Raw genomic sequence first — 25,023 nt, 5'->3', positions numbered from 1 at the left:
AGAACGGTATGGACTTACTCCGTCGGCAAATCAGGAGATCGACTGTTGAGTTACAGGCGGGGCCTCTGACCTGGAACGCCCAGAGTAATGAGTAACAACCGTCACCAGAAAGGCGGTCAGGTCAACCTTATCTGCCAGCATCGCAGCCCGTCGGCGGCTCCACTCCGCGTTCAGGTCGGGAGTTTCCAGCATTTGTTTCAGGCGAGCGAGCATCTGGTCAAAATCGGGCGGCAGAAAGGCGTAACAAAGCTCATAGCGCTGTTCGAGTTCGTTGGGTATTGAAAGGCGACCCGCAAAGCTGTTCAGTTTAACGGCGGGTGTGCCCAGTACCGCGGCTTCCGAAGTCATGGTCTGGCTGTCGCCGACGAACAGCGTAGCGTAGTACATGAGCGAATGAATTTTTTCGGGGGCAACCGGCAGTCGGTATGGCTCCAGTTCCGGATCAATGGCGCGTTCCGTGGTGATAAAGACTTTACCGTGCGGTTTCAGCAGCGCGATCAGCGCCCGCTTTTGCTGTATCGACAGTCCGGTCGCCCCTTCGTCGTGGTGGGCCTTGAACGCATTGAACCGGAGCACGAAAAAGGGTTCCCCCGACGAAATACCGGCTTCGTCCAGTATGGCGGGGTCGGGCGCAAACCGATTCGGGTGCAGATAGGCTAGTTCGTGAAAGCTGGGGTGGCTAATGTGATTGGCTCCCCGGCCTTCATAAGCCAGGGAACTGGGCGTCAGAATCACATCGGCCCGCGAAACAAACCGGGCAAACAACGGGGTAACCGCTACGTCATCGTCGTCCAGGCAAATGGATTTCATGCCGGTCAGTTTCGACACCAGGGGCAGCACCATCGACACGCCAATGCCCAACCCGATCCGTTTCGCAACAACCAGCCGCACCACCCGCAACAGATGAAAAAACTCGACGATGAATTTGCCCATCATCCCATCTTTCTTACGGCCAACGGGCGTGAACGGAATGTTGTACTGGGTAAGCAGGTCAACAATTGACGGCACCCGCTTAGCCGTGACAAATACCTCGTACCCTGCCGCCTGCATCTCGCCGATGAAATGCCGGAACAAATGGACGTGAGCCGGGTGATTGATATCGACCAGTATCCGTTTCGTTTTCATGAAAAAGACGGCAATTTCTGCTTGAATACGTTGCTGTTTGCAAATCGGGCGAGCGATTCGTCAATATGAGCAACCTCGCCCGGGGTCAGTGCGTCGTGGCAGGGAATCGTGATAATCTGTTCGACCAGCCGATCAAACGTTGGGCAGTCGCCACGCTGGTAGCCGAACTGAGACGCCCACAACGGCGCGTACTGAAAATGTTTTCCGGCACTGATACCACTATCAACGAGATGATCGAACAGGGCATCCCGCGACTCGGTTACGCAAACCAGTGCGAAACAGCCGCTGTTCGGACCCTGATTTTGGATAAATCGGAACGTAGCGTTGTGTTTGCTAATGATCATCAGGGCGTTTCGTCGCTGCTTTGCAAAGGCGGCTTCAATCCTATCGGCGTGCGACCGTAGCCACCACTGCACGGCCCTGGGCATCGCGTTTCCCAGGTCAGCCTGGTCGTCGGGCTGCTTTCCTCTGTTCATCAGACGAGCCTTGAAAAGTCGGTACATCAGCCCGTATCCCACCCTCGAATACAGCAGCGAACTGATCAGTTGACGACCCATAAAAGCCAGCTCACCAGGCATCGGGATCGGTTTCAACGGACGTACCTGTTCGCTGACCGACTGAACGTATTGCCGGTTGTTGACAACCAGCAGCCCTCCCCCACCGAGGGCCGGAAATTTGCCGGGACCAAACGAAAAAACGGCCATGTCAAAGAAATTGCCGACCGCTACACCCTCGTAGCGGGTGCCAAAGGCGTGGGCGCAGTCTTCAATAACCGGTATATTTCCGGTTGACGCCCTGATCTGTTCAACGTTGGCCAGCCTACCGAACGTATACGTAACAACAAGCGCATCCAGGTGAGTGACCTTGCGGACCAAATCGTTGGCATCCAGGGTGAGCGTTTCGTCAACATCGATAAAGACCGGCCTGAAACCAGCCGTCCGGATTGCGTTCATCACCGATGAGCAGGTATAGGGCTGAACGCCAACGCAGGCACCGGGTTTGAGTTGCAGCGCCCGTAGTGCGTACGCCATGCCGGCTCTGGCACTGCTGATTTCATAGGTCGTCGCTACCGGAAATAAATGCCTGTAGAGTGGCATACCCGGTAATTCGTCTGCGAACAAAGCGCCCACTGCCCCCCAGGCATCGCGAATCGAAAACGACGTAGTAAATCTGGGAATCATCGGGTAAGCCGTTGCCACAACCTGAACGCGTTGGTAATCAGAGCGAACAGCCGGGGATAGGTGGTACGTTCGTAGCGGCCGTGGTTCACCAACAGCCCGCCAAACTGTTTTTTGTACTCCCGCACACCATAGGGAACGCCGGGTTTACCAGCCCCGCCGAAGTCGAACTGCGTAAACCCGTTTTCTTTGGCCCACAGCAGTACCCGCCACGGTAGCAGATCATTGGGGTATTTTTTATAATACTGGCGATAGGCCCCGGCGTAGTAATCGAATAGCCAGTGACTATGAGCCAGACAAAGCATACAACCGATGATCTCGCCCTGCCAGCTTACCGTAAAGACACGCAATCCCGAATAAGCATCGGCCTGCTGGTGCAACGCTTCAAAATGGCTAAAATCCGGCAGAGGTAGCTTCGTCCGTTCATACCCGTCTTTCAGAATGGCATAACTAACCTTCAGCGCCGACAGTGAATCTTGTTTTTCGACTATGCAGCCTTCTTTCTCAGCCCTCCGGATCTGATTGCGCCGTTTCGTCGATACGTCCCGCCAGAGCGTAGTCTCGGACTGGTTCAGATCGACAATCAGGGTCAGGTGTTCTTCGTAGCGAAAGCCATACCGCCTGAACTGATCCCGGAAGACAGCCGTATCGATCAGATTCCGGACCTGCGTGTACATTACGTTCGGGCCAGTGTTCTGGTAGTGCCGAAGCAGGCCGTCTGCTACCGCCGGTACGTGGTTACGGACCACCGGCCCTCCCCAGATCAGGATTCGACTCGTCAGGAAATCCGCTACCGGCAGGACAAATTGTCTTTGTCTGAAATACAGTAACACGCCCACAATGGCCCCATTTTGCCAGGCTATGACGTAATACGGCGTGAGTTTCTTTGATGAACAACAAACGTTGAAGAAAGCGGGCGACTGAAAATAATGAAATCCAGGGCAGGTTTCCAGAAAGGCCGAAATCTGCGCTTCCAGTTCAGGCGTTAGCTGCGTGAGGGTGCTATACTGGCAAGATTCGTCCGTGGCCCGTACGGTGACGGTTTGAACTGCCTTATCTATAGTAATAGTCCCTTTGTTCATCACCCCTTTGCCTTGATGATGTCGTTGGCCGAAACCGACATGGGCGTAAAGGCATATACGCGTTTGATAAGCGGCCGAAACCGTTTCACCAGACCAAAAATCAAGGCGTAGTCCGACGGATAGTCGAAGGTGTTTTTGGTCGGTGCTGACCAGATACATTGAAATTCATCCGGCGACAAGGCTAGCTTCTTGATCACGTACGCCCGTAATTGCTCCAGTTCGCTATCCGTCCCAAGTGGTTGCTCTAACTGCATCAGCGCTTCCTCCCGGCTGATGACCTGATTCAGCACCTGGGCCGACAGCGTGATTTTCCGTTTGTCGATGCCGAATTTTCGGGGCAGCCAGTACGTCATCGCGAACTTGGTGAACAGGTTTTCGTGGTGATGTCCGCCGTAGTCTTTCCAGTCGTAACGATCCATCAGGACCTTTCTGGCCTCCTGTTTGGTATAGTCGAGGTAATAGTACGGGCGAATGTCTTTTATCCCCTTCACCAGACCGGCGTAGATCAGCCGGGGCAGGGTCAGCATGGGATACGTTTTCAACGGAACGGGCACGCCAAACTTCCGGTGAATAAACCGCAGTTGTTTTGCATCGGCGTAGGTCCACTCTTTCGGCTGCTTCCCCTCCGACCGAAAATCATTACCCCGTAGAATGTATTGAATGCCTTCCGACCGGGCCACCTTGTACATGGTTGCTTTGATGGCAAGGTCCGTAGGCGCATCGATCCAGGGCAACCCGGCTTTCATGTACGCCCGCAGCAAATCCTGAATCTCTTCGTAATCGATTACGTAGGTTTCCAGGTCAACGCCCAGCGCCGACGTTACGTTGAAGATGTTCTGAACGGCGATCTCGCTGCTAAAGCCGTTGTCGAGGTTAACGGCCAGCGGCCGCAGTCCGTATTGCGTTGTTAAGTGGATTAAATACGAACTATCGACACCGCCACTGACGCCCAGCACGCAGTCGTACCGCTTGCCTTTACCGGCCGCCTTCATAGCCCGCACCAGTTTAGCCCAGTCGGCCTGTCCGGTTTCGCCCCGTGGGTAGTCGGCCATGAGTTTCTCCTGCAACACGCAGAAGTTCGACACGCCCCGTTCGTCGAACGAAATTCCGGGAATGGTTTCGTCCCAGACTCCTTTTGCACAAACTCTCATGATGGACTGAACAGCGTTTGTAACGTATCGATACCGGGATAGTTAACCAGCACGGCCTTTCGGGGACCATGATAGACGAAGAGCGAACCGGCAGCTACAGCCGAAGCATAAGCCGTTTGCGTAGCCGCTTTCAGGTCAGCCAGCGAACCCGCTCCGCCAGCCGCAATCACGGGTATCTCAACGGCAGCCGCCAGTGTCCGAATCAACGGTAAATCGTAGCCCTGCATCATCCCATCATGGTCAATGGACGTTACCAGTAGCTCACCGGCCCCGTTGGCTGCCAGTTGCTGCGCCCACGGAACCGGATCGAGCCCCGTCGACCGGCTCCCTCCTTCCGCGTACACGCGTTTCCGGCCAAGCAGATTTTTCCTGACGTCGATAGCAGCCACGATGGTTGAATTGCCGAATTCGTCGGCGGCTGCCTTAACAAAGGCGGGGTTCTCGATGGCGGCTGAGTTGATGATCACTTTTTCGGCTCCCGCGTTGATACACGCTTTGATCTGCTGTATCGTTTGAATACCTCCGCCCACGGCAACGGGCATGTTCGCTTCGTCGCCAATCGCCCGTACTACGTCTAGGTCAATGCAGCGGTTCTGGCTCGTGGCCAGAATGTCGAGCAGCACCAGTTCATCGGCTTTGCGGTCGTTGAAAATCCGAACGGCATTGATCGGATCACCGATGTAGGTGTAGTTTTTAAACCGGACCGATTTAACCAATCCCTTGTTTTTAAGCAGTAAAAGCGGAATAACGCGCGGTCTGAACATCTGGGATAAAGCCCTAACAACCCATAAGCAAATGATCCGCTTACAGATCAACAAAATTTCGGATTAACTGCTCACCCCGGTCGTGACTTTTTTCGGGGTGAAACTGCGTTCCCACGATGTTTCTCTTCTGAATGACCGACGCAAACGGCGTTTCGTAGGTCGTTTGCGTTACTATGTCCTGAGGATCCCGGCAGGCAACGTAATACGAATGCGCGAAGTAAAACGGGGTTGCATCGGCTATGCTGGCAAACAAGGAGGACGGTTTAGTCTGCTCCGCCGTGTTCCAGCCAATGTGCGGTACTTTGTGGGTCAGCTTGTCGCTCACCCGAAACCGAACGGCCTCTGCGTCGAACCAGCCCAGGCCCTCGGCATTGCCTTCTTCGCTGTGACGGGCCATCAACTGCATACCGAGGCAAATGCCCAGTATAGGCGTTTGATCAATAAGCACCGCTTGGTTCAGCGCATCCCAGATGCCCGATTCCTTTAACCTGCTCACAGCACGGGCAAAATGCCCGACACCCGGCAGAACCAGTTTACCCGCCGTTGCAATGACCCGAGGGTCCGACGACACCCGAACCCGCCCATAAACCCGTTCAAATTTTTTCTCGACCGAGCGCAGGTTTCCCGCGCCGTAGTCGATAATGACCAGGTCAGAGGGGTCGTGATCAGCGCTGGTAATAGACATCCCGAACTTGTTGGGCAATGCGTTGATTATCGAACTGGGCGATGCGGTCGCGCGACTGAACGGAACCGGCATACGCCAGGGCGTTACGTAGGCCAGCCGCTACGACCTCCGGTTCGTGGGTAGTAACGTAACAGCCCGCAATGCCCTGCATGACCAGCCGGGCATCGCCGACATCCGTTGCTACAACCGGGCAGTTGCAGGCTAACGCTTCTTTCAAAAACTGCGAAGACCCTTCCGAAAACGACGTAATCAGGGCGAGATCGACGGCCGTCAACAGAAACGCTACGTCTTCGCGCGTGTAATTTTTCAGTTCCAGCAACTCAATCGTGGGGTCGTTCAGCTGGTCAAGGGCTTGTTTGGCCAGCTTATAATTTTTACCCGGATTGGCGAAGTCCGACGAAAACAGAACATACGTTTTGTCGAAAGACAGCCTGAATCGCTGACGACTCTGCGGCTTCGACCTTGGTCTGAACAACGAAAAATCAACCCCGCACGGAATCACATGACTCGTTCTGGGGCTGGCGTAAATCGCTTTTTGTCTCAGATGCGGGCTGACATAGATTGTGCTTTGACTCAACAGTTCCGCCAGCAGCGACAGAAATCTTAGCCGGGCGTCGTTGATATCCGAACCGTGAAACGTGGACACCACCGGCACGCGCCGTTGCAGGTTCGCCAGCAGCGACGGCAGTCCTACGTGCGCATGGATCAGGTCGTAACGTCCGCGCATCAGTTGTCGCTTTAACTGCGGAAAGCACTTCAGATACCCCCGTACCCCTTTGCCGGTGATAAAAAAGTAATCGAATGCAAGGTTGGCATCCAGGACTTTCAGGGCTTCGACCTGATCGTAGATAAACGCCTGATGTTTCTGCACATCAAAATCAGGCCGATTACCGCTGCAAACGATTAAGATACGCATACGCCCCTACGAGCGACCAGCCAGTTTAAACCAGTTCCAGCCAATCACCAGCAGCCCGATCAGGATCAGATACGGCACGTAGTAGCGCCGGTTTTGCAGGTTCATCTGCGACACGCCATAGGACGCCAGCACGAGCAGGAACGGAACCAGGGGCAGGTGAAAGCGCTCCGACAGGGCAAACCCGCTGGACGCTAACACGAACACATAGGAAAAGATAACGGCCAGCAGCAAGACGTGTCCTTTCAGCTGTTTTCGTTTGTAAAGGATAAACAAGGCCACAAACACAAAGAACGCGTACACATTCCGGGTAAAGTAAGCGCCCCCCAGCATCATCGTGTTCTGCTGGTCGTAGATATAAACCAGGGTTGGAAACGGAGCCATGAGCATAAACGGCAGAAACACCCCTCTTGATCCGTGGTGCGCCAGTTTGTTGGCCCCCTCCCGCACCGAAAAACTCCACATCTGCTTGGTCTGGCTCTGATCGCTGGCGTGCAGGTACTCGGTAATGTTGTCGCCGACGGGCGTAATGACAATCAACAGCGACGCCACGGCCAGCACCATGAGCAGGCTGACGCGTCGGCTGAGGATCGACACCTGCCGGGAGGTCAGCAACGTAGCCAGTCCCAGCGAGCCGATCAGGCAGGCCGCCAGAACGGTTCGAAACAGAAACAGCAGCGCCCCGATCAAAAAAAGATGGCTCAGATCACCGGCTTTTATCTTGCGATTCCGAATCAGCTTATCGCCCAGGTATACGAACCAGACGGTCAGAAACACCATTTCGGTTTCTTTGACGTGCAGGCCACAGTAATAGATCAGGTTCGGCACCAGCATCGCCATTATACCCGCCATCCGTCCGGTACTTTCGCCGAAGTTATTCTTGCCGATTTTATAGACTAGCAGACAGGTCAGGCTCCCCAGCAGCACTTTGATCAGGCGCGGAATCAGGACGTAATCACCGAAGGCGTAATAAAGAATTCCGAGGTAGGTCGGGTACCCCAGATCGGAATAGTTCTTGCCAATGTACGCGACGTAAACCGGCCATTTATTGTCTTTCAACAGCCCCGCCAGCCAGATGGCTTCGTTGTGATAACCCAGCGAGTCAGCACTCTGAAACTCAAAGGGCTGCCCCGTAGTAACCTGATAATAGAAATAACTGAACACGACCCAGGCCAGGCGGATAGCAAAGGCCACTTTCGTGAGCCGCTTCGTAAACGTAAGCGTCGATAAGTCCGCCCAGCGCACGGATAGCGTTGACGTCAGCCGAAAGAAAAAAATGACCTCAACGAGGTTGAAAACCAGGGACGGTATGGGAATAATCCGATGAAAAAAAAGCACGATCGTCAGCACCGTTATCGCCACAAACGCCGTAATGCCTTTACGGGTGAAATAGCGCGGAACGTGCGTGACGAGACTATAGGCTTCGCTGTTCATGAAATGCGGTTTACGAGCCGCCGTTTGGCCCGGACGAGGAACTTGGTCAGGGCAACACCCAGCAGCCGCCGAACGATGAACTTCTTAAGCTTATGCCGGACGGGCTGCCACGACCCTTCAAAATGGTGAATGCAGTACGTATGCGCCGTCAGGATAATCTCGCCCGCTCTGGTTTTCGGGCAGAAATAATCCTTTGGGAAGATGTGCATACAGCCGTTGTACACCTGGTACGTATTGTTCAGCACGAACCCGTTCGCCTGCATTGACCGGGAAATAATTTCAACGTTGGTGGTGTAATCAATCGACTGGTCCTGGTTCAGGAAAGGCCGGTTGGAATAGTAATCAAGCTGTTCTTTCGCCCAGGAGTTGTGCCGCTCAGCAGCCATAATTCCCGTCGGTATTTCGGTGTCGCTCTCAAAGCCGGAAAAGCCGGGCAGATGAAGCAACGGATCAAGGCTTTTCAGCACTTCCACATCCGTGTCCATATAAATACCCCCGACATGATACAGGGCATAAAGCCGTACGTAGTCCGTGACAAAGGCAAACTTTCCGGCTTCGTAGGCCTGCTTTACGTACAGCACCTGCCGGAGATCAAAACTGTCTTCATTCCATAGCCGGAGTTCATAGTCGGGCAGGTACTTTTTCCAGGACTCCAGGCAGTCCGTTGCGTTGGCGGGCATCTTTCCCCGGCCAAACCAGCAGTAATGAATGATTTTAGGAATCATGTTGGAATACGATCCTGGAAATAGGCCACGATCTTCGCGGAAGCGGTACCATCGCCAAAGGGGTTACGCGCCGTCGCCATCTTTGCGTACGCTGACGGATCATCGAGCAGCAGACTGGCGGCATCGGTAATCCGTTCCGGATCGGTACCCACGATTTTAACCGTACCGGCGTCAACGGCTTCGGGCCGCTCGGTGGCATCGCGCATGACCAGCACCGGTTTTCCCAAACTCGGCGCTTCTTCCTGAATGCCACCGCTATCGGTCAGGATCAGATACGAGGCTTTCATCAGGTACACAAAGGCCAGATAGTCCAGTGGACTGATCAGAAAAATGTTCTCCGTGGGCTGCGCACCCAGAGTTTGCCGAACCGTTTGCTGCACTACAGGATTCAGATGAACAGGATACACAAAATCGGTGTCTGGATAGCGTATGGCCAGGGCCTTGAGCGCGCAACAGATATTCCGCATTCCCTGACCAAAATTTTCGCGCCGGTGCCCGGTAATGAGCACCAGCCGTTTTTCCGGTTTGAGACGACTAGCATCGTAACCTGCCTGCCGAATGGTTTCCAGCAGTCCGGACTCGATTGTATTGTCGGCATCAATCCGCCGGACGATCGTTTGCAGGGCGTCGATAACCGTATTGCCCGTAACGATGATCTGCTGCGGCTGAATCCCTTCCTTCAACAGATTACGCTGTGCCTGCCGGGTAGGCGCAAAATGATACGTGGCCATCCGACTGGTGAGTTCACGATACGTTTCTTCCGGCCAGGGGCTGTTGCGATTGCCGGTTCGCAGCCCGGCTTCAATATGCGCTACGTCTATTTTCTGGTAGAATGCCGCCAGGGCTGCGGTTGTCGACGTAACGGTGTCGCCGTGTACAAATACCAGGTCTGGCTTACTGGCGGTCAGCACATCGCGCATACGGACCAGGATGCAGGCCGTCATCTCCGTCAGATCCTGTCCGTTCTTCATGATCGCCAGATCATAATCGGGCGAGATCGCGAACAGGTCCAGCACCGGCGCCAGCATTTCTTTGTGTTGCCCAGTCACGCAGATTATCAACTCGAAGCGCGATGGATACCTTCGGAACTCCTGAATGAGCGGACCTAGTTTGATTCCTTCGGGCCGGGTGCCAAACACAAACAGAAGTCGGGTTTTCATGTATAAGATAGCTGTTACCGACGCAGACCGGCGAGAATTCGTTTGGCCGCAGCACCCAGTTGTCTGGCCCGAAAATAGGCTTGTACCCATTTCTTCGGCGCTCGGTATAGCAACCGAACCCGAACGGGTTGCTGAGAAAAATTCACTTCCTGAAGCACCTGTGCTACCGATTCGGTATGTTGACCCGCCAGATAATACGGAAGCATCGACCGAACGCGAAGCCCATCGGTGAGCGTTTTCAACACCGGCGATGCATCCTCAGCCCGACGGAGAAAAGACAGATTGAACGTAACGTGGGCCTGTGGCGAATACAACTGGGTTTGGCCGATGGCGCGGTTGGCAACGTCCTGATTCGAATACGCCAGCGGCTTGTTGACATAAGCCACCCGTCCGTACAGCACCAGCCGAATCCATAAATCAAAATCTTCGCCCAGGCGTAATTCGGTTTTGAAACCGCCCACAGCCTCAAACGCCGTTCTGCGAACCACCACGAACGAACAGTTGATGGGTACGCAAAAACTGGCCGCGTAAAGCGCTACGTAATCGATGTAGCCCGCCGTGAAACCAGGCGCCAGCCCTTTGTCTTCAACGCGGTTTTGTCCGTGTTTGACGTAGTAATAATTGCTGCCATACAGCACCGCATCGGGACAGTCGGTGATCAGGACGTGTAATTCTTTTAGAAAATCAGGGTGCCACCAATCGTCGGCATCCAGAAACGCCAGCAGCGGATACCGGGCTACGGAAACACCCCGGTTTCGGGCCGCCGATACGCCCGCGTTCGGCTGGCTGATTACGGTTAGCCGCCGATCGTTGACAGCCGCCAGTCGTTGTTCGCTCCCGTCGGTTGACCCATCGTTGATGACAATAAGCTCAAGCTGCGAAAAGGTCTGCTGGAGTACAGATGCCACGGCGGTTTCGATGTAGTCGGCTTTGTTATAGAGCGGAATAATTACCGAAAACATGCGAGGGTAGGGCGAACCCAGTTTGGCCGGTTATAACGTAACGTCTTTGAGCAGATAGCGCATAACAGCCGCGGGCTGCACATAGACGTCGTAATACGCTCTGCTTTGCTGTTCAAGATTTTGTCGATACGTCGTATCGGTCAGCAGCCGCTGTACAGCCTCCTGAATCTGCTCAACCGATCCATCCACAATATGAATGTGTTTCCCATGCTCCAGCGGAACCGGCAGTTCATTGTGAAATGGAGTCGATATAATGGCTTTACCCAGCGCCAGGTATTCCGCTAGTTTCCAGCCATGACACAAATCCCAGGCGGGCGTATTGAACACAACAACCGACTGCTGCGTTTTTCGCAGATATTCTTTTTTGGGTAGCCACTTCTCGATTATATATTCCTGAAAAGCCGGATTTTCATTCCTTTTCTGGCTGTAGACAAACCCAATTTCCGAACGAATGGCTGAAAGCGCCGAAACCGCCTTGTAGAAATTAAGGCGCATGTAATTAACGGTTTTATCCGTATCGATCCATTCATTGCTGAACCAGAGTGTATTGACCGAAAATATATAATCAGTCGAGGATAGAGCGGGCTGGTAACGGCTTAACGGAAGGTGCCGGAGCTGTTTAACGTAGCCCGACAAAAAGCGTTTAAGAGAGTCGGGCCGGGGATTAACCTGAGCGTAGTTACGTAAGGCCGTTATAATGGTATCAGACAAAGTCCAGATACGGATACCAAAAGACGGCGTAATGTTGACAATTTTTTCACCTATCCCCGCCTGCAAAAAAGAAGCTCTGAAATTCACCTTTCCGTAATGCGTACACCAACTGTATAACCCCTGATTTATATAAGGGCTGTCGTTATAATCAACGCTACATCGTAATTCTTTCTCACCGTCTTCTACAACAAAATTCAAATTATCGGCATTGGGAGCATTCAGAAAATAACGACTATCAAACGAAACGTTTCTTTTACCAAAAAGGCTGTACAGTCCTTCCAGGTAGAAAGCACTGTACTCGATATTACAACGGGGATCAACGAATACCTTTGCCATACGCCAGCTGGCTCAGCAACTCTGTTATTTCTTTCTCGCTATCCACGTGACAGAACACGTAATCATTCGAGAAGTAACTGTCTTTCGACCAAAGTTTTATTTGTATTTCGTCAACCAGCTCAACGCTTCTGATACGTATATGATCGTGGTGAATCTGGAATATACGGTAGCTGAGCGTTTCCAGCAGCGTACACAAGCGATCTGCCCGGTCCTGCGTAAATTCGAGCACATCCGGATTATAACTGTCTAATACCTCGCAAATAATGAGCGGGTGAAAACGCTCAATAGCGTTCTGCATACCGGTCAATACGTCCAGCTCTGCCCCCTCAACGTCAATTTTCACAATCGATATGGGTGCTGTCAGACCTAGTTCATCGAAGGAAATACAGTCAACGGCAATACGTTCGCTGAAATAACCGGGCCTGAGATTCGCGACAATTGAAGCGGCTGCATCGGTTGCTTCGTTTAGCGCTAACTCAACTTGTTCACGTCGATCTGAAAGGGCATTATTCTTAATCTCACAGTTCGTATACTGATTTAATGTTATCAGATCCAGGACGTAATCGGCGCAAATCCTGTTCGGTTCAAAACCAATGTAGTGCCTAGTTGGATCAACGGTTTTCACTTTAAGCAGCGTCTGCCCAATATTGACGCCAACATCAATAAAAACGCCGGATTTGCGCCCTAAGAAAAGACGTAATAAAGCAAGCAGAAAATCTTCGTCGAGAAATAAATTTGGATAACCAATGCCGTTACGTATCAATAAAATTATTTTCTGTTTATTGAATACTACGGGCACGTTGACTGTAACGTGGTGAAGTAATTTCAGTTTTTTTAATAGCCGAATAACAAGAATAGTAAAATCCTGAATCACGTCTTGTCAGCAATTAAGAAAGCTGTGCAAGTACACAAACGTCCTCGTTTGGGCGGTTGTGGGTAAACGGAATATTCGCCAGTTCATCGGTCAGCGTGAGTTCACGAATAGCTTTGAATTTTTTCGTCCGTTCAAGCTGGTAGATTAATCCTTCAGCGTCGTAACACCATTCGTGCCGTTCGTGCTGCACACTGTGCGTAAAAACAGAAAAATAAAAGCTGTTCGGACTGTCTTTTTTTATTCGATTCAACGCCCAGTCATAATTATTTCGAATCTGATTGGTCAGGTAAAAGCCAATGTATTTACGGAGGTCGGGTACAGAAATCAGGATATAGCCGTCTGGATTTAACAGATTCGCGCAATTGTTCAGCGCAATTAGTCCATCTTCCGGCGAGAAATGTTCAAATACGTGCTGCATACGTATCAAATCAAATTTACCCAGCTGAGCAAATTCCTCTTCGGTCGCGTGAACAATATCCAGCCGATAATACGTCCCTTTTGTATCGACTAAGCTTTTGGGAAATAAATCGACGTAAACAAAGTTCTCTTCAAACGTACCTCCGCAGCCAATTTCCAGCCATTTCGTTTTTCGTTCCCGGATCAGTTTCTCCCGTAACCCTTTGTTGGCTCTTGCCCGCAGAAAATCAGTTTTTCCCTGCAATTCCGGGTAGGTTTCTTCCAGTTGCGCCGTTTGATACGTATTCAATTTCCGCTTGGAAATCAGAACGAATCCTAATTTGTCAAGCAACGCAGCGATAAACTTTTTCATGGTCGGCAAACGCGGTTTAACGGTGTTGCGCTACGTACCGGTCGAACCGGACAACGAGCCGGTACAGATTCAGGATGAAGAACCAGAAGCCGGGCAGTTTTTTCAGCGTTCTGACTACAACCAGATCCTGGGCAAATTCGCGATAATCAGCCCCGATACTTTCGGGCAGAACAGCCGCCAGCACCTGCTCCCGCTCCTGCTTATCAAGCGCTTTTTGGGTACTGCTGATGCCCTGACTATCGAACCAGACCACATTAATGTCTTTGTAGACGACGCGCTCGTTATGAAGTCCGACGGCGATGAGATAAAATTTCCAGTCGGACACGATTTTCAACGTTTCGTCGTAGAGACCGTAACGGTCGAAAAGCGATCTTTTTATATAAGCCGGTGCGTGAAACAGTGTAGAAACGTACATATCGAACAGCGTAATCGGTCGGCCTGCGTAACTCTTCTCGACCCGATCCACGCCCTTATAGCGCCTTAGTTTATTGCCGTATAGAATGCTGCACGTCGCGGGTATATCCGCCAGCATCCGCCCGGTAACGCCCGGGTCGACGAGGTAATCGCCCGAGTTCAGAAACTGGCAGTAGTCGCCTTTGGCCTGTCGTATCCCTTTGTTCATGGCCTCATAAATGCCCTTGTCGGGTTCACTGATCCAATAGTTGATCCTGCCAGCAAACTGTTTGATTACCTCTACGCTCCCATCGGCTGACCCACCATCGATCACAATATACTCAAAGTCAGCACTTTGCTGATGAACAACGCTTTCAATCGTTTTTGCCAACCCCTGGGCGTTGTTATAATTTACCGTAATGATCGACAGTTTCGGCATGGGGCTTCCGACGGTAAAGGGTCTTGATGAGGTGCACGATACGGTCGATCTCGGCAAACGACAGCTCGTAGAACAGCGGCAGCCGGACAAGACAATCGGCGTAGTGATCGGCGAACGGCAAGTCCCGCCCGTCGTGTTTGTCGTGATAATAGCGGCTCCGGTGCAGACTCAGGTAATGAAATACGGCCAGGATGCTTTCCTGTTTCAGCGACGCAATCAACCGGGAACGCTCGGCGGTATTCGGGCAAACCAGATAGAACAGGTGCGCATTGTTACGGGCATAGTCAGGAATAACCGGCAGGCGAAACGCCCCTTTGCCGGCTAGCGGCTCCAGCGCCTGGTAATAATACGTCCAGAGTGCCAGGCGTCGTTCCTGAATACTATCCAGATTTTCAAGCTGCGCGTACAGGAAGGCCGAAACAATCTCCGAAGGCAAAAACGAGGACCCCGTATCCACCCAGCCGTATTTGTCGATCTCGCCCCGGAAAAATTCACTTCGGTTGGTGCCTTTTTCCCAGATAACCTCGGCCCGTTTGAACATCCGCTCGTCATTGACGACCAGCATACCGCCTTCGCCCGAGATAATATTTTTGGTTTCGTGGAAGGAAAAAGCGGCCAGATGCCCAATTGAGCCCAGCGGCCGCCCCTTATAATAACCATCGATTGCCTGGGCAGCATCTTCGATCACCAGCAGCTTGTTTCGATTGGCCAGTTCCAGCAACGGGTCCATGTCGCAGGCGACACCCGCATAGTGCACCGGAACAATGGCTTTGGTTCGGGGCGTTATCAGCGATTCGAGCTGGGTTATATCCAGATTCGGGTTTTCCGGACTGCTGTCGGCAAAGACAATCGTAGCACCCTGACGCACGAAAGCGAGCGCGGTCGACACGAACGTATAGGAAGGGACAATTACTTCGTCGCCCGGTTGAATATCCGCCAGAATGGCCGCCATTTCCAGCGCATCCGTGCAGGATGTCGTCAGCAGAACTTTGGGAAATCCGTATCGGGTCTGGAAAAATTCGTGGCATCGCTGGGTAAAGATCCCATTCCCCGAGATTTTGCCGGACTTGACCGCGTCAACGATGTACTGCGTTTCGTTACCCGATAGATACGGTTTATTGAACGGAATGGCGTAGGTCGTCATAGCCAGATATGATACACGTTCGTTTCGTCGCTGACGACAAATCCGTTACGTTCGTAGAACCGACAGGCGATCGTGTTCTTTTTTTGAGTTGCTACCTCCAGCCGCCCCGCCGACGTGGCCTTTACCTCATGTTTGACGTAGTTGAGCAGGGCGCTGCCAATGCCCCGCCCGCGTTTGGCTTCGTCGGTAGCGATCAGCCCGATGGTGGCAATCGGCAGTCGTTTGCTTACGGTGACGAACCCGCTAATCACCTCATCCATTACGTATACGAACGTATCGTCAGCCGCCTGACCCGACAAACTGTTGTCAACCCAGAGTCGGTACAGCGCCCTGAACTTCTCTGCGCCAATCGCAGCATCGACCCTGAATCGGGAATACTTGCCACTTTGATACGCAAGCTCATACAGCTGCGCTACGTTGTCAGTAGCTGAGAATCTTCGGATCAGCAATTCTGGCAATGGTATTGCTGGCGGGCCTAACACATAACTGTAAGTGACCTTCGTATCGACCAGCCTGATCGGATATGAACTGGTCATAGCCTGCTCCGGAATGCTGGCCTTGCCGGTAAACACATACAGCAGTTTAAAGCCCTGTAGCCTGGCCCGTTCGAGTACAGTTACCAGTCTGGTTTCGTCGTAAGAATGCAGATCGAGTCGGCCGACGGTATAGCCAAAGAAACGGGTATCCCAGGGTAGTTGCTGTAGCTCAGGCGTCATAGCGCTTGCAGGAACGTCGTTACCTGAGCGCGAAAACTCTCTTTGCCAAAGGTCTCTTCGGCAAAATTTCGGCAGTTCGCGGCCATACGTTCGTACTGTTCTTGCGGAAGGTTCAACACGAATTCAAGGCCCTGCACCAGGTCCGCTACATTGCCCAGTTGCGCTTTGTAACCGGTTTTGCCCGTTATCACCAGATCCTGAGCGACGCCCGTATCAAAGGCCACCACCGGCGTACCGCACATCAGGGCCTGATTGACCATCATGGGTCCGGAGTCTTCCAGCGATGGGCAGACAAACACATCAGCCGCCTGATACGCCCGGATAAGTTCCGGTTCAGAAAGATAACCGGCCAAATAGGCTGGTATACCGTCCAGCGGCAGAGAACAGTCGCCAGCGATCAGCAGGTAGATTGTATCCAGTTGTAAAGCGGTAAGGGCCTGGATCAGCAGCCCCATTCCTTTTCGTTTTTCCTGTAAGGCCGACGCTCCGAAAAAGATAATCTGCTTATCAGCAGGCAGCGAAAAGTAATTCTTTGCGGCCTGCTGGTCTCCTACGGCGAACCTCGTTTCGTCAACAAAACCGATCCATTTCAAAACTTCTTTCTCCCGATAAAGGGCGGATTGGGTGGCCCGGTTAAAATCACTGCCCGAAAACGCCACCGCTTTAGCCGACATGGGCAGGTATTTCTGTTTATACGCTAAGTTCTCCGACGCCAGTTGTTTGTCGCCCTCAGCCAGAATCGCCGGGCAGTCGGCGCAGCTTTGTGTAAACCCCCGACAATCCCAGGGATAGTGGCAGCCGCCCGTCAGCGGAGCATTGTCGACCAGAAAACAATAGATCTGAGCGCCGGTCAGTTCGAACAACTCCCGCAACGTACGGGCATTGATGAAGTCCGTGACCCAGTACGTAATGATGACATCTGGTTTATCCGGAATTTGCGCCAGTATTTTTTGGGCCGAAACGGTAGTACACTGTTCGTGTCGGTTGTAGAAATAATAATCGTGCGCAAACAGAGCGTCGGGGAATCGCTGTTTATAGAAGCTTCGCTTCAGCTTACCTGCTACGTTCTCATACGGAGTATTGTTGTATACAATCGCCTGACTCGACTTGTTCTTCGACTCTTTAACGAGCAGATACGACCGCAGGCCACTCTCTTTTAAGAGCGCATCAAACTCAACCGCAAATGCACCGGCCCCGCTATAGTCCATGGCGGATAAGTTCAGTACAGTTCTTGGATGGGTTTGCATAGTCGGGCGCTACGTAGCCAGCAGGCGGATGCTTTTTAAGAGCAGTTTCTTCCAGAGCGGCCGTTTGGCGGGGTTCACAAATCGCTCAAAAACCACCCAGTCGAATAAGCGATCAATCTTTACGGCTGCATCCGTCAACGGGAAGGAAATCGGAAAAACGGGCAGGTTCGCCAGCAGATCATCCTCATTGAACGAATGGGTAGCCTCTGCCGTAAAGCCGATGTTGGAAATCAGATTGACCGACGGAACAATCGTGCAGCCGCCGTTGGCCCAGCGGGAAAACAACCACTGAAAGTCCCACACGTCACTCGGCTGCGTTTTCTGATACGTCATAAACTGAGCTACGTAGTGATTGGCGTGCTGGTCATTAGCCAGGGTCGTCCGTATCTGGTTTTGTACCGGCAGCGTATCAGCACCGTTCAGTTCGTAATCAAACGCCTGCCAGGCCCTGCGCCACGAAGCCCAGCCCAGGCTGTGCCCCATGTACGAAAAAAAGTAGGACTGCCGCGACGGAAACCATCTTTTCATGGCGTTGGTACCCGTAATCATGTACACGCGCGGGTCGGCAGCGTATCGCTCCAGCAGTTGCTGGCAGAATCCAAAAAAGCTTAGCTCCGGCAGGCAGTCATCTTCCAGCACAATACCGGCGTCTACGTGCGTAAAGAACCAGGTAATGGCTTCGGCCGGACCCCGCCCGCAACTCCGGTTTTCGGTCCTGAACAAGGTCTGAAGCTCACAGTCCCAGTCAATCTGCGTTTCGATGATCGCCCGGGTTTTTTGGCATAGCTCGGCATCGGCGGGTTGGTTTGGCCTGGGTCCATCGGCCGCCACAAACAGATGGCGGGGCTGTATCTGCCTGATTCGGTTGAACGTCTGCTGCGTTATCGAAGGCCGGTTGAACATCAGGAGCAGAACGGGCGTCGTGAACATCAGCGATGGCTCAGTGACCGATTGCCGCTGTCTACCAGCGAATCAATGTAGTCGAGCTTATCTTCGTATAAAGCATACACTCGTTTGATGTTCACTTCGTCCTGTCGATGGTGCAATTCGTTGTTCCAGATCCGCATGCCGCCGGGTCCTAGTCCACCTATTTTAAACTTTGCGGGATAATGCCCCACGCGCAGGCCCAGTGTCCAGGCCCGGAGGCAGACTTCGGCATCGTCCCACTGAAAGGGAGCGAACTGGGGGTCGAAATCGTGCAGTGCCTCGATGAATACGTTACGTCGGAGCCACATCGGTGCCCGATCTACGTACTGAACATAGCTTAAGCCCGGAGCCGACTCACTGTCCCTGCTCAATTCGATTTTGAACGAGTTGGCTCGGGACACCTTGTTGTTTTCCCGAACGAAAGGCCCTCTTGTACCGGTGCTATCGTAGGTCACAGGCCTTAGCCGCGCCCCATCCCGACCGCCCAGAATAACCAGGAGATCGTCTTGCTCAAAGCAGTTCTGGGCTTCGTTTACCCATTCGGTAGTCTCGAAATCGTCGTCGTCCTGCAATAGCACTACGTATTTTCCCCTGGCGAAATACAAGGCTCTTCCGTAAGTTATTATTTCGTACAGGTCATTGCAGCGCAGCAAAAATTCATTCGCATTCCTGAGAAATTTAGTGAGCCGCAGGGTATGCTCGATTTCCGAGCCATCGTCGATGACGAGTATCTCACTGCGCTGAATAGTTCTTAATTTATTGACCAGGAAAATGACATTTTCTGATTTGTTATGCGACTGGATGATAAAGCTTATTTCCGGATCAGGATCGTAGTTTTTCGCCAGCCAGCCGGTATAGGTCTTTTGTTCGTATTGTTTAGTGGATACGAGTTTCTTTCTAAGAAAGAGAGCTATACGTCTTATTAAATTCATTCAGCCGGATAGCTAGTTCTTATCGTTTGCTGGCCTAAAACAGGCAGTCGCCCTCGTGATATTTTTTGAAACTTTATACAGGACTTTCAAAAGTGCGTACAAGTATTCTCTTGATTTCAGCCAGTCAAAATACACCAGCTCCTGCTTTTCTACCGCCCAGTTCTGATAATCCTGGAGTACACGCTCCGGAAAATACTCGCTTAAAATGAGCGGTATTTCGTTGGGTTTATCCGGGTTTTGCTCGGTACTGCTGGATATACCGTCGAGGTTGTAATCGGCAACCAGAACATCGAGCGCGGCTGTCGAGCAATTCCCCACGATCAGGGCGCGGATCCAGAAGGCGTAATCCGAATGAATGTGGTATCGCTCGTCGTATAACCCAAATTGTGCGAATAGCGCCGTTTTGATAAACGTGGCCTGGTGCGGCAGGGTATTGCCAATAAACGACTTTAAAGTCAGCGCTTCGGGCAACTTAGTGATGTAAACCTGCTCGTCCCCTTTCGAAACCCGACAGCGTCCGATCAGCAGATCGGCCGTTTGACTCCGGGAAAACACCGTTTCCAGCACGGAACCGTCAATGAACCAGTCGCCCGAATTCAGAAACAGGCAATACGTTCCTTCTGCCCGGCGTATTCCTTTATTCATGGCGTGGTAGATGCCCTGGTCTTCTTCGGAAATCCAATACGTCACCTGATCGGAATACGTTTCGATGAGTTGAACACTGCCATCTTCCGAGGCTCCGTCGATAATCAGAAATTCAAACGCTTTGAAGGATTGGTTCAACACGCTTCGGATGGTGGCCTCCAACCCGGTTTTGTTGTTCAGATTGATGGTGATGATGGACAATACGACCGGATTCATCGGAAAAAATAACCTTCAACCTGTAGTAGCTCCCCGGTTTCGTAATGGCGATGGCCGCCCTGAATAAGTTTCAGTGTATACCCCTCCTGCTTCAAGACGTAGATCAGTTCGGGCATCAGCGTTTCCTGTTCATAGAGCGGCTGAAGCGACAGTTCCAGTTGAAACCCCTTGATTCGACCAATCGACTGAGTGCAACCCGCAATTACCTGACGTTCAAACCCCTGCGTATCGACCTTTACGTACAGGTTCTGATCGGGCCGGCAATACTGGTCAACAATAGAGTCAATCGTCTGCACGCGAACGGTTTCCGCACCGACATAAGCCGCGTCAGCTTCACTCTCCACGTGCAGCGGAAGAATATTCAGCAACGAGCTGCTGTACGAGTTTCGGGACACGTTGATCTCAGCCATTCCGTCGTAATCGCCGATGGCGGTGTGAACCGTTTGCCAGGGCGGATAAGCCAGCGCCGTGCGCTGAAGCTGCTCATAAGCTTCCGACAGGGGTTCAAACGAAACGATTGAGCCAGCGAATCCTAGTTTCCGAACCTGTTTACCGAATTGACCCGTGTTGGCGCCTACGTCGAAAATCAGGTCAATGTTGGCTGACCGCATCAAATCCAGCCATTGCCGAACGATCGGGTCAGCGGGTAAATGCACAATGTCATGCCCGAAATACTGGGCAATCTTTTTTATAAATTCTTTCACTCCCGACGCCTTACCAGTCTGAGCGTAAAGCGTTTTAACCGCCATACGAATACCCCTGCACTAATAATTTGATTACGTTCCAGAAAGCGGTAAACGGCGTTTTCCCGACTGGATAGCCATTGGGTTTGCTCCTTCTCCAGTGCCTCCAGTCGCTCAAAATCGACCAGAAACAAGGGGTAGCGTTGCTGCAGAATCAGTCGCTGTTCCTGCCGGGACAGGTTGTTGGTGGCCGGGTCACAACTGATACCATCCATATTAAAATAGGCGATCACGCCGGGAAAATGCGCGTACGAGCAATGGTGTTCCAGCATCGCTTCTACGAAAAACAACCAGTCCGAAGCGATTTTGAGTTGCTCATTATACAGCCCGACCGACTCAAACAAACGCCTTCGGATCAGTGTAGCCTGATGCGGTAGCGTACCCTGAAAAAGCGTTCGGGCCGTGATGTTCGTCGGCGAATTCACGCACCAGCGAATTTCCTGCTTCTTGTTGTCGTAGAAATAAATGTCACCCGCGACGATATCCGCCTGCGGGCGACTGGCAAACACCTCTTCCAGCACCGTAGGCGTCGCGAGCCAGTCGCCCGAGTTCAAAAACAGACAGTACTCACCCGTTGCCCGCCTGATACCCTTATTCATGGCGTGGTAGATGCCCCGGTCACGTTCCGATACCGAGTACGTAACGTGCTCCGAAACCTGCTCGATAACCTTCCGGCTGGCATCGGTCGATCCACCGTCGATGATGATGTACTCAAAATCCCGGAACGTTTGGCGGCTAACGCTTTGCGCTGTTTTTTCCAGACCAGCCGCGTTATTCAGGTTTATTGTAATGATCGAAAGCGGGATCACATCGGGTTATATCGGATCACTTTCTTGACCACGCGTTTGAACTTCTTGAACTGGCTATCGACATGAGCCTGTCCAAACAGCATACGCTGGATAAACAGATCGGCTTCGTAATGCCGCTCGATCCGCTCCGGATGCGTAAAGGGGATCGCCAGTTCATGGGTCGGTACGTTGGCAAAATAGCTGTCCGGATTTTGGGAGTGGGTGGCGTACGGGCCATACCCAATGTTGGACACCAGGTTGGCTTTCGGAATTACGGCCAGCTGGCCCCGGGTCATGCAGAGATAATGAAACTGAAAATCCCACATATCGTCTGGTTTGTTTCTGTACAACCAGTCGAACTGATTCAGCCACCACCGCGCATACGGTTTTTCGGCAAACAGGTACGTACTTAGTTGCTTTTTGTCGATTCGAGGCCAGTTGGAAAGGGTATAATCGAAGCCTTCCCAGCTCCGTTTCCAGGTAGCCCACCCATTCGAACTCGGAAAAACCGAGAAGTAATAATCGGCCTCAATGGGCATGGGCTGCACCAATTGAAAGTTATTTCCGGAGATCATCGACACCTGCCGATTATCCCGATGCGTTCCGAGTAGGTCGGCGCAGAACTGAAAAAAAGTGGGGTTGGGCAGGCAGTCGTCTTCGAGAATAATACCTTCGTCTACGTGCTCAAAAAACCAGCTTATCGCTTCCGACGGCCCCCGCCCGCAGCCTCTGTTTTCGTCTCTGAATAAGGTTTTCAGCTCGCATGACCAGTCTACGTGTTCCAGGACCCAGTTCCGGATCAGTTGGCATCGTTCCGCTTCGCCTTCTGTACCCGGTCGTGGTCCGTCGGCGGCAATAAAAAGACGCGCCGGTTTCTGGCTACGTATTGCGTTAAAGACGCGTTTCGTTTCGTCTGATTTGTTAAAAATGATAAACAATACGTTGATTTCCATTACGTATCGGTACAGAGCGTTTACCGCTTATCCGCGTAGTATAAATTGTTGAGCGTGTTGGCAATAAGCCCGTAATTGACCTGACCCAGGTAATTATCCAGCAGCGTTTTATTCTTCAATTGCAGCGATTCGACAACAATCAACCGGGGTCGATACGTCGACCAGTCATTCGACCGAAGTACGTCCAGTTCAAAGCCTTCTACATCTAAAGACATAAAGTCAATCACCTGGTTAGCTGGCAAATACTCCGCCAGAACAGATTGTAAGGTTCGCGCTTTTACCGCTTTCTTTTCAACAAGTGCATAGCCTTTCGCGACCATTTCGGCGGCAAACGTTTCAGAAAATGTATTGATACCGGTCTGGTTAAATATGTAATATGGCAACGTACCTTCCTGCTCGGCCAGGCCGGTTTCCACATTTATATCGCGCGGCCGGATTTCAGTAAATGCGGCCATACTGCCCGGCATAGCGTCCAGGTTAATCCCCCGCCAGCCTTGCAGATAAAATTTATAGGTATTTGAATAGTTAATCGGATGATAGGCGCCAATATCCAGATAAAACCCCGTGTCGACTCCGTAGAAATATTGGGCAAGTATCTGGTCTTCGCCCTCCTGCGAGAAACCCGTCGTTAAGTACTTGTAATAGGTATGCTCGTTGAGAATTTCCTGCCGGATAAACTCTTTGTACCCGGCCGGAATGCTGGCGTAAATAAGCTTTTTTACGGTTGCTGTGATACGTCCCACTATCCTCTAACTCAGATTGATCAATCCCCCGTCCGGGAAAGAATAAACGTATCCGCTTTCATTCACATAGCCTTCGCAGTCGACCACCAGACCGCGTGGTATGGCCATGAAAACGGCTTTTAGCGGATCGACGAACAGAAAGTTGACGTAAAACCGCCCTTTGTTCATTCGGGCCGGAAGCTGTATGGTTTTACGAACTTCAAACGCTCCGGCAGGGCTAGTTTTCAGAGTTCCGAACGAGAAATCGGGGTTATAAATTGCGAAAGGAACGTCATGCTCGTCGACAAAAACCGCTTCAAAGCAAAGGGGCAGCGGTTGGGTCAGGTCGCCTTTAATCGTAACGTCGAGCGTACCACTTTTTCCGGAAATACTGATATAATCGGCGGACGAGCCATTGACCCGTATGTCCGAAATGGACAGGCCAGTGTGCAGGGCGGCTATCTTCTCCGTAATCCGCGAGCCGCCCGAGTCCGGAGCAGCGAAATAATGCGCTATGGCACTGGCTGTAGTACCTTCAAAGGCGAAGCGCCCTTTATCGAGTACGATGCCGCGCGTGCATAAATTTTTTACAGCCGCCATATTATGGCTCACAAACAGCACAGTTCTGCCTTCATGCTGGCTCACGGCTTTCATCTTGCCGATGGCTTTTTTCTGAAACTCCGCATCCCCAACGGCCAGCACTTCATCAACGATCAGGATTTCGGGCTCCAGGTGGGCGGCTACGGCAAACCCCAGCCGGACGGTCATGCCGCTGGAATAGCGCTTGACAGGCGTATCGATGTAGCGCTCGCAACCCGAGAAGTCGATGATTTCATCGAGCTTAGCCCTGATCTCCCGTTTTCTCATGCCCAGAATGGCACCGTTCAGGAATATATTTTCCCGCCCGGTCAGCTCCGGATGAAAGCCCGTACCGACTTCAAGCAGGCTACCGATACGGCCGTTAAAGTCGATTCGGCCCGTAGTCGGTCCGGTCACTTTAGAGAGAATTTTGAGCAGCGTCGACTTGCCGGCTCCGTTTCTGCCAATTATGGCCAATACCTCACCGGGCATTACGTCGAAACTGATGTCTTTGAGCGCCCAGACGTATCGACTTGAGCCTTTGGTAGCGGGGTCATTGAACTCGCCGATTTTCAGCAGGGGGTCCTCTCTTCCCAGGAAACGGTGCAGCCACCGTTGTGCATCGTCGCGGATCGTTCGCGCACCCACCGTACCTAAGCGGTACTGCTTGGAAAGATTTTCTATTTTAACGACGGGCTTCATGGGTGGTA

The 25,023-nt window shown here is 52.2% G+C and carries 26 protein-coding genes; all 26 read right to left on the bottom strand.

Going from position 1 to position 25,023, the window contains the following annotated elements; all coding sequences use genetic code 11:
- Nucleotides 1-30 precede the first annotated feature (30 nt).
- The 26 genes from ACYVBJ_RS07170 to ACYVBJ_RS07045 all read right to left on the bottom strand — a co-directional run bounded on the left by ACYVBJ_RS07170 (nt 31) and on the right by ACYVBJ_RS07045 (nt 25,015).
- Nucleotides 31-1,125 (bottom strand): DUF354 domain-containing protein, encoded by a 1,095-nt coding sequence (locus ACYVBJ_RS07170; protein WP_460981614.1) that lies wholly within the window; start codon nt 1,123-1,125, stop codon nt 31-33.
- Complete coding sequence (locus ACYVBJ_RS07165; RefSeq protein WP_460981613.1) at nt 1,122-2,306, bottom strand: DegT/DnrJ/EryC1/StrS family aminotransferase; 1,185 nt, start codon at nt 2,304-2,306, stop codon at nt 1,122-1,124. The genes ACYVBJ_RS07170 and ACYVBJ_RS07165 overlap by 4 nt, the downstream gene beginning before the upstream one ends.
- Entirely contained in the window at nt 2,303-3,385 is a 1,083-nt protein-coding gene (locus ACYVBJ_RS07160; protein ID WP_460981612.1) for a lipid II:glycine glycyltransferase FemX, read from the bottom strand. Before ACYVBJ_RS07160 ends, ACYVBJ_RS07165 begins: the two co-directional genes overlap by 4 nt.
- Nucleotides 3,385-4,536, bottom strand: coding sequence for an N-acetyl sugar amidotransferase (locus ACYVBJ_RS07155; protein ID WP_460981611.1), 1,152 nt, complete (start codon nt 4,534-4,536; stop codon nt 3,385-3,387). Before ACYVBJ_RS07155 ends, ACYVBJ_RS07160 begins: the two co-directional genes overlap by 1 nt.
- Nucleotides 4,533-5,300, bottom strand: coding sequence for an AglZ/HisF2 family acetamidino modification protein (locus tag ACYVBJ_RS07150; protein ID WP_460981610.1), 768 nt, complete (start codon nt 5,298-5,300; stop codon nt 4,533-4,535). The genes ACYVBJ_RS07155 and ACYVBJ_RS07150 overlap by 4 nt, the downstream gene beginning before the upstream one ends.
- A 40-nt stretch (nt 5,301-5,340) precedes the next feature.
- On the bottom strand, nt 5,341-5,985 hold the full coding sequence (gene hisH, locus ACYVBJ_RS07145; protein WP_460981609.1) for an imidazole glycerol phosphate synthase subunit HisH: 645 nt from the start codon (nt 5,983-5,985) through the stop codon (nt 5,341-5,343).
- On the bottom strand, nt 5,966-6,901 hold the full coding sequence (locus tag ACYVBJ_RS07140) for a glycosyltransferase (RefSeq protein WP_460981608.1): 936 nt from the start codon (nt 6,899-6,901) through the stop codon (nt 5,966-5,968). Before ACYVBJ_RS07140 ends, hisH begins: the two co-directional genes overlap by 20 nt.
- Before the next feature lie 6 nt (nt 6,902-6,907).
- Nucleotides 6,908-8,332 (bottom strand): glycosyltransferase family 39 protein, encoded by a 1,425-nt coding sequence (locus ACYVBJ_RS07135; RefSeq protein WP_460981607.1) that lies wholly within the window; start codon nt 8,330-8,332, stop codon nt 6,908-6,910.
- Entirely contained in the window at nt 8,329-9,057 is a 729-nt protein-coding gene (locus tag ACYVBJ_RS07130) for a glycosyltransferase family 32 protein (protein WP_460981606.1), read from the bottom strand. Before ACYVBJ_RS07130 ends, ACYVBJ_RS07135 begins: the two co-directional genes overlap by 4 nt.
- The gene (wecB, locus tag ACYVBJ_RS07125) at nt 9,054-10,217 is read right to left on the bottom strand and encodes a non-hydrolyzing UDP-N-acetylglucosamine 2-epimerase (RefSeq protein ID WP_460981605.1); all 1,164 of its coding nucleotides are present in this window, start codon (nt 10,215-10,217) and stop codon (nt 9,054-9,056) included. The genes ACYVBJ_RS07130 and wecB overlap by 4 nt, the downstream gene beginning before the upstream one ends.
- Nucleotides 10,218-10,231: 14 nt before the next feature.
- A complete protein-coding gene (locus ACYVBJ_RS07120; RefSeq protein ID WP_460981604.1) occupies nt 10,232-11,179 on the bottom strand; it encodes a glycosyltransferase family 2 protein in 948 nt (315 codons plus the stop codon).
- 30 nt (nt 11,180-11,209) lie between these two features.
- Nucleotides 11,210-12,226, bottom strand: a complete 1,017-nt coding sequence (locus ACYVBJ_RS07115) for a glycosyltransferase (protein WP_460981603.1) — start codon at nt 12,224-12,226, stop codon at nt 11,210-11,212.
- On the bottom strand, nt 12,207-13,025 hold the full coding sequence (locus tag ACYVBJ_RS07110) for an FkbM family methyltransferase (RefSeq protein ID WP_460981602.1): 819 nt from the start codon (nt 13,023-13,025) through the stop codon (nt 12,207-12,209). The genes ACYVBJ_RS07115 and ACYVBJ_RS07110 overlap by 20 nt, the downstream gene beginning before the upstream one ends.
- A gap of 88 nt (nt 13,026-13,113) precedes the next feature.
- Complete coding sequence (locus ACYVBJ_RS07105; protein ID WP_460981601.1) at nt 13,114-13,869, bottom strand: class I SAM-dependent methyltransferase; 756 nt, start codon at nt 13,867-13,869, stop codon at nt 13,114-13,116.
- A 16-nt stretch (nt 13,870-13,885) separates the two neighbouring features.
- Nucleotides 13,886-14,701 carry a glycosyltransferase family 2 protein gene (locus ACYVBJ_RS07100; protein ID WP_460981600.1) on the bottom strand — a complete coding sequence of 272 codons (816 nt, stop codon included), beginning with the start codon at nt 14,699-14,701 and terminating at the stop codon, nt 13,886-13,888.
- Nucleotides 14,667-15,845, bottom strand: a complete 1,179-nt coding sequence (rffA, locus tag ACYVBJ_RS07095; protein WP_460981599.1) for a dTDP-4-amino-4,6-dideoxygalactose transaminase — start codon at nt 15,843-15,845, stop codon at nt 14,667-14,669. The genes ACYVBJ_RS07100 and rffA overlap by 35 nt, the downstream gene beginning before the upstream one ends.
- The gene (locus tag ACYVBJ_RS07090; RefSeq protein WP_460981598.1) at nt 15,842-16,561 is read right to left on the bottom strand and encodes a GNAT family N-acetyltransferase; all 720 of its coding nucleotides are present in this window, start codon (nt 16,559-16,561) and stop codon (nt 15,842-15,844) included. The genes rffA and ACYVBJ_RS07090 overlap by 4 nt, the downstream gene beginning before the upstream one ends.
- Nucleotides 16,558-17,808 carry a glycosyltransferase gene (locus tag ACYVBJ_RS07085; RefSeq protein ID WP_460981597.1) on the bottom strand — a complete coding sequence of 417 codons (1,251 nt, stop codon included), beginning with the start codon at nt 17,806-17,808 and terminating at the stop codon, nt 16,558-16,560. Before ACYVBJ_RS07085 ends, ACYVBJ_RS07090 begins: the two co-directional genes overlap by 4 nt.
- A 9-nt stretch (nt 17,809-17,817) precedes the next feature.
- On the bottom strand, nt 17,818-18,738 hold the full coding sequence (locus ACYVBJ_RS07080; RefSeq protein ID WP_460981596.1) for a nucleotide-diphospho-sugar transferase: 921 nt from the start codon (nt 18,736-18,738) through the stop codon (nt 17,818-17,820).
- Entirely contained in the window at nt 18,738-19,667 is a 930-nt protein-coding gene (locus tag ACYVBJ_RS07075) for a glycosyltransferase family 2 protein (RefSeq protein ID WP_460981595.1), read from the bottom strand. Before ACYVBJ_RS07075 ends, ACYVBJ_RS07080 begins: the two co-directional genes overlap by 1 nt.
- Before the next feature lie 12 nt (nt 19,668-19,679).
- Nucleotides 19,680-20,528, bottom strand: a complete 849-nt coding sequence (locus ACYVBJ_RS07070; protein ID WP_460981594.1) for a glycosyltransferase family 2 protein — start codon at nt 20,526-20,528, stop codon at nt 19,680-19,682.
- Nucleotides 20,525-21,232: an FkbM family methyltransferase gene (locus ACYVBJ_RS07065; RefSeq protein WP_460981593.1), complete on the bottom strand. Its 708-nt coding sequence runs from the start codon at nt 21,230-21,232 to the stop codon at nt 20,525-20,527. Before ACYVBJ_RS07065 ends, ACYVBJ_RS07070 begins: the two co-directional genes overlap by 4 nt.
- Complete coding sequence (locus tag ACYVBJ_RS07060; protein WP_460981592.1) at nt 21,229-22,080, bottom strand: glycosyltransferase family 2 protein; 852 nt, start codon at nt 22,078-22,080, stop codon at nt 21,229-21,231. Before ACYVBJ_RS07060 ends, ACYVBJ_RS07065 begins: the two co-directional genes overlap by 4 nt.
- Entirely contained in the window at nt 22,077-23,012 is a 936-nt protein-coding gene (locus tag ACYVBJ_RS07055; protein WP_460981591.1) for a nucleotide-diphospho-sugar transferase, read from the bottom strand. The genes ACYVBJ_RS07060 and ACYVBJ_RS07055 overlap by 4 nt, the downstream gene beginning before the upstream one ends.
- Nucleotides 23,013-23,032: 20 nt before the next feature.
- Entirely contained in the window at nt 23,033-23,755 is a 723-nt protein-coding gene (locus ACYVBJ_RS07050; protein ID WP_460981590.1) for an FkbM family methyltransferase, read from the bottom strand.
- 6 nt (nt 23,756-23,761) lie between these two features.
- Nucleotides 23,762-25,015, bottom strand: coding sequence for an ABC transporter ATP-binding protein (locus ACYVBJ_RS07045; RefSeq protein WP_460981589.1), 1,254 nt, complete (start codon nt 25,013-25,015; stop codon nt 23,762-23,764).
- Nucleotides 25,016-25,023 lie beyond the last annotated feature (8 nt).

It is taken from the genome of Spirosoma fluminis (assembly GCF_054778895.1).
Note: the sequence above shows the minus strand (reverse complement) of the source record. Positions and strands in the feature narration are given on the sequence as shown.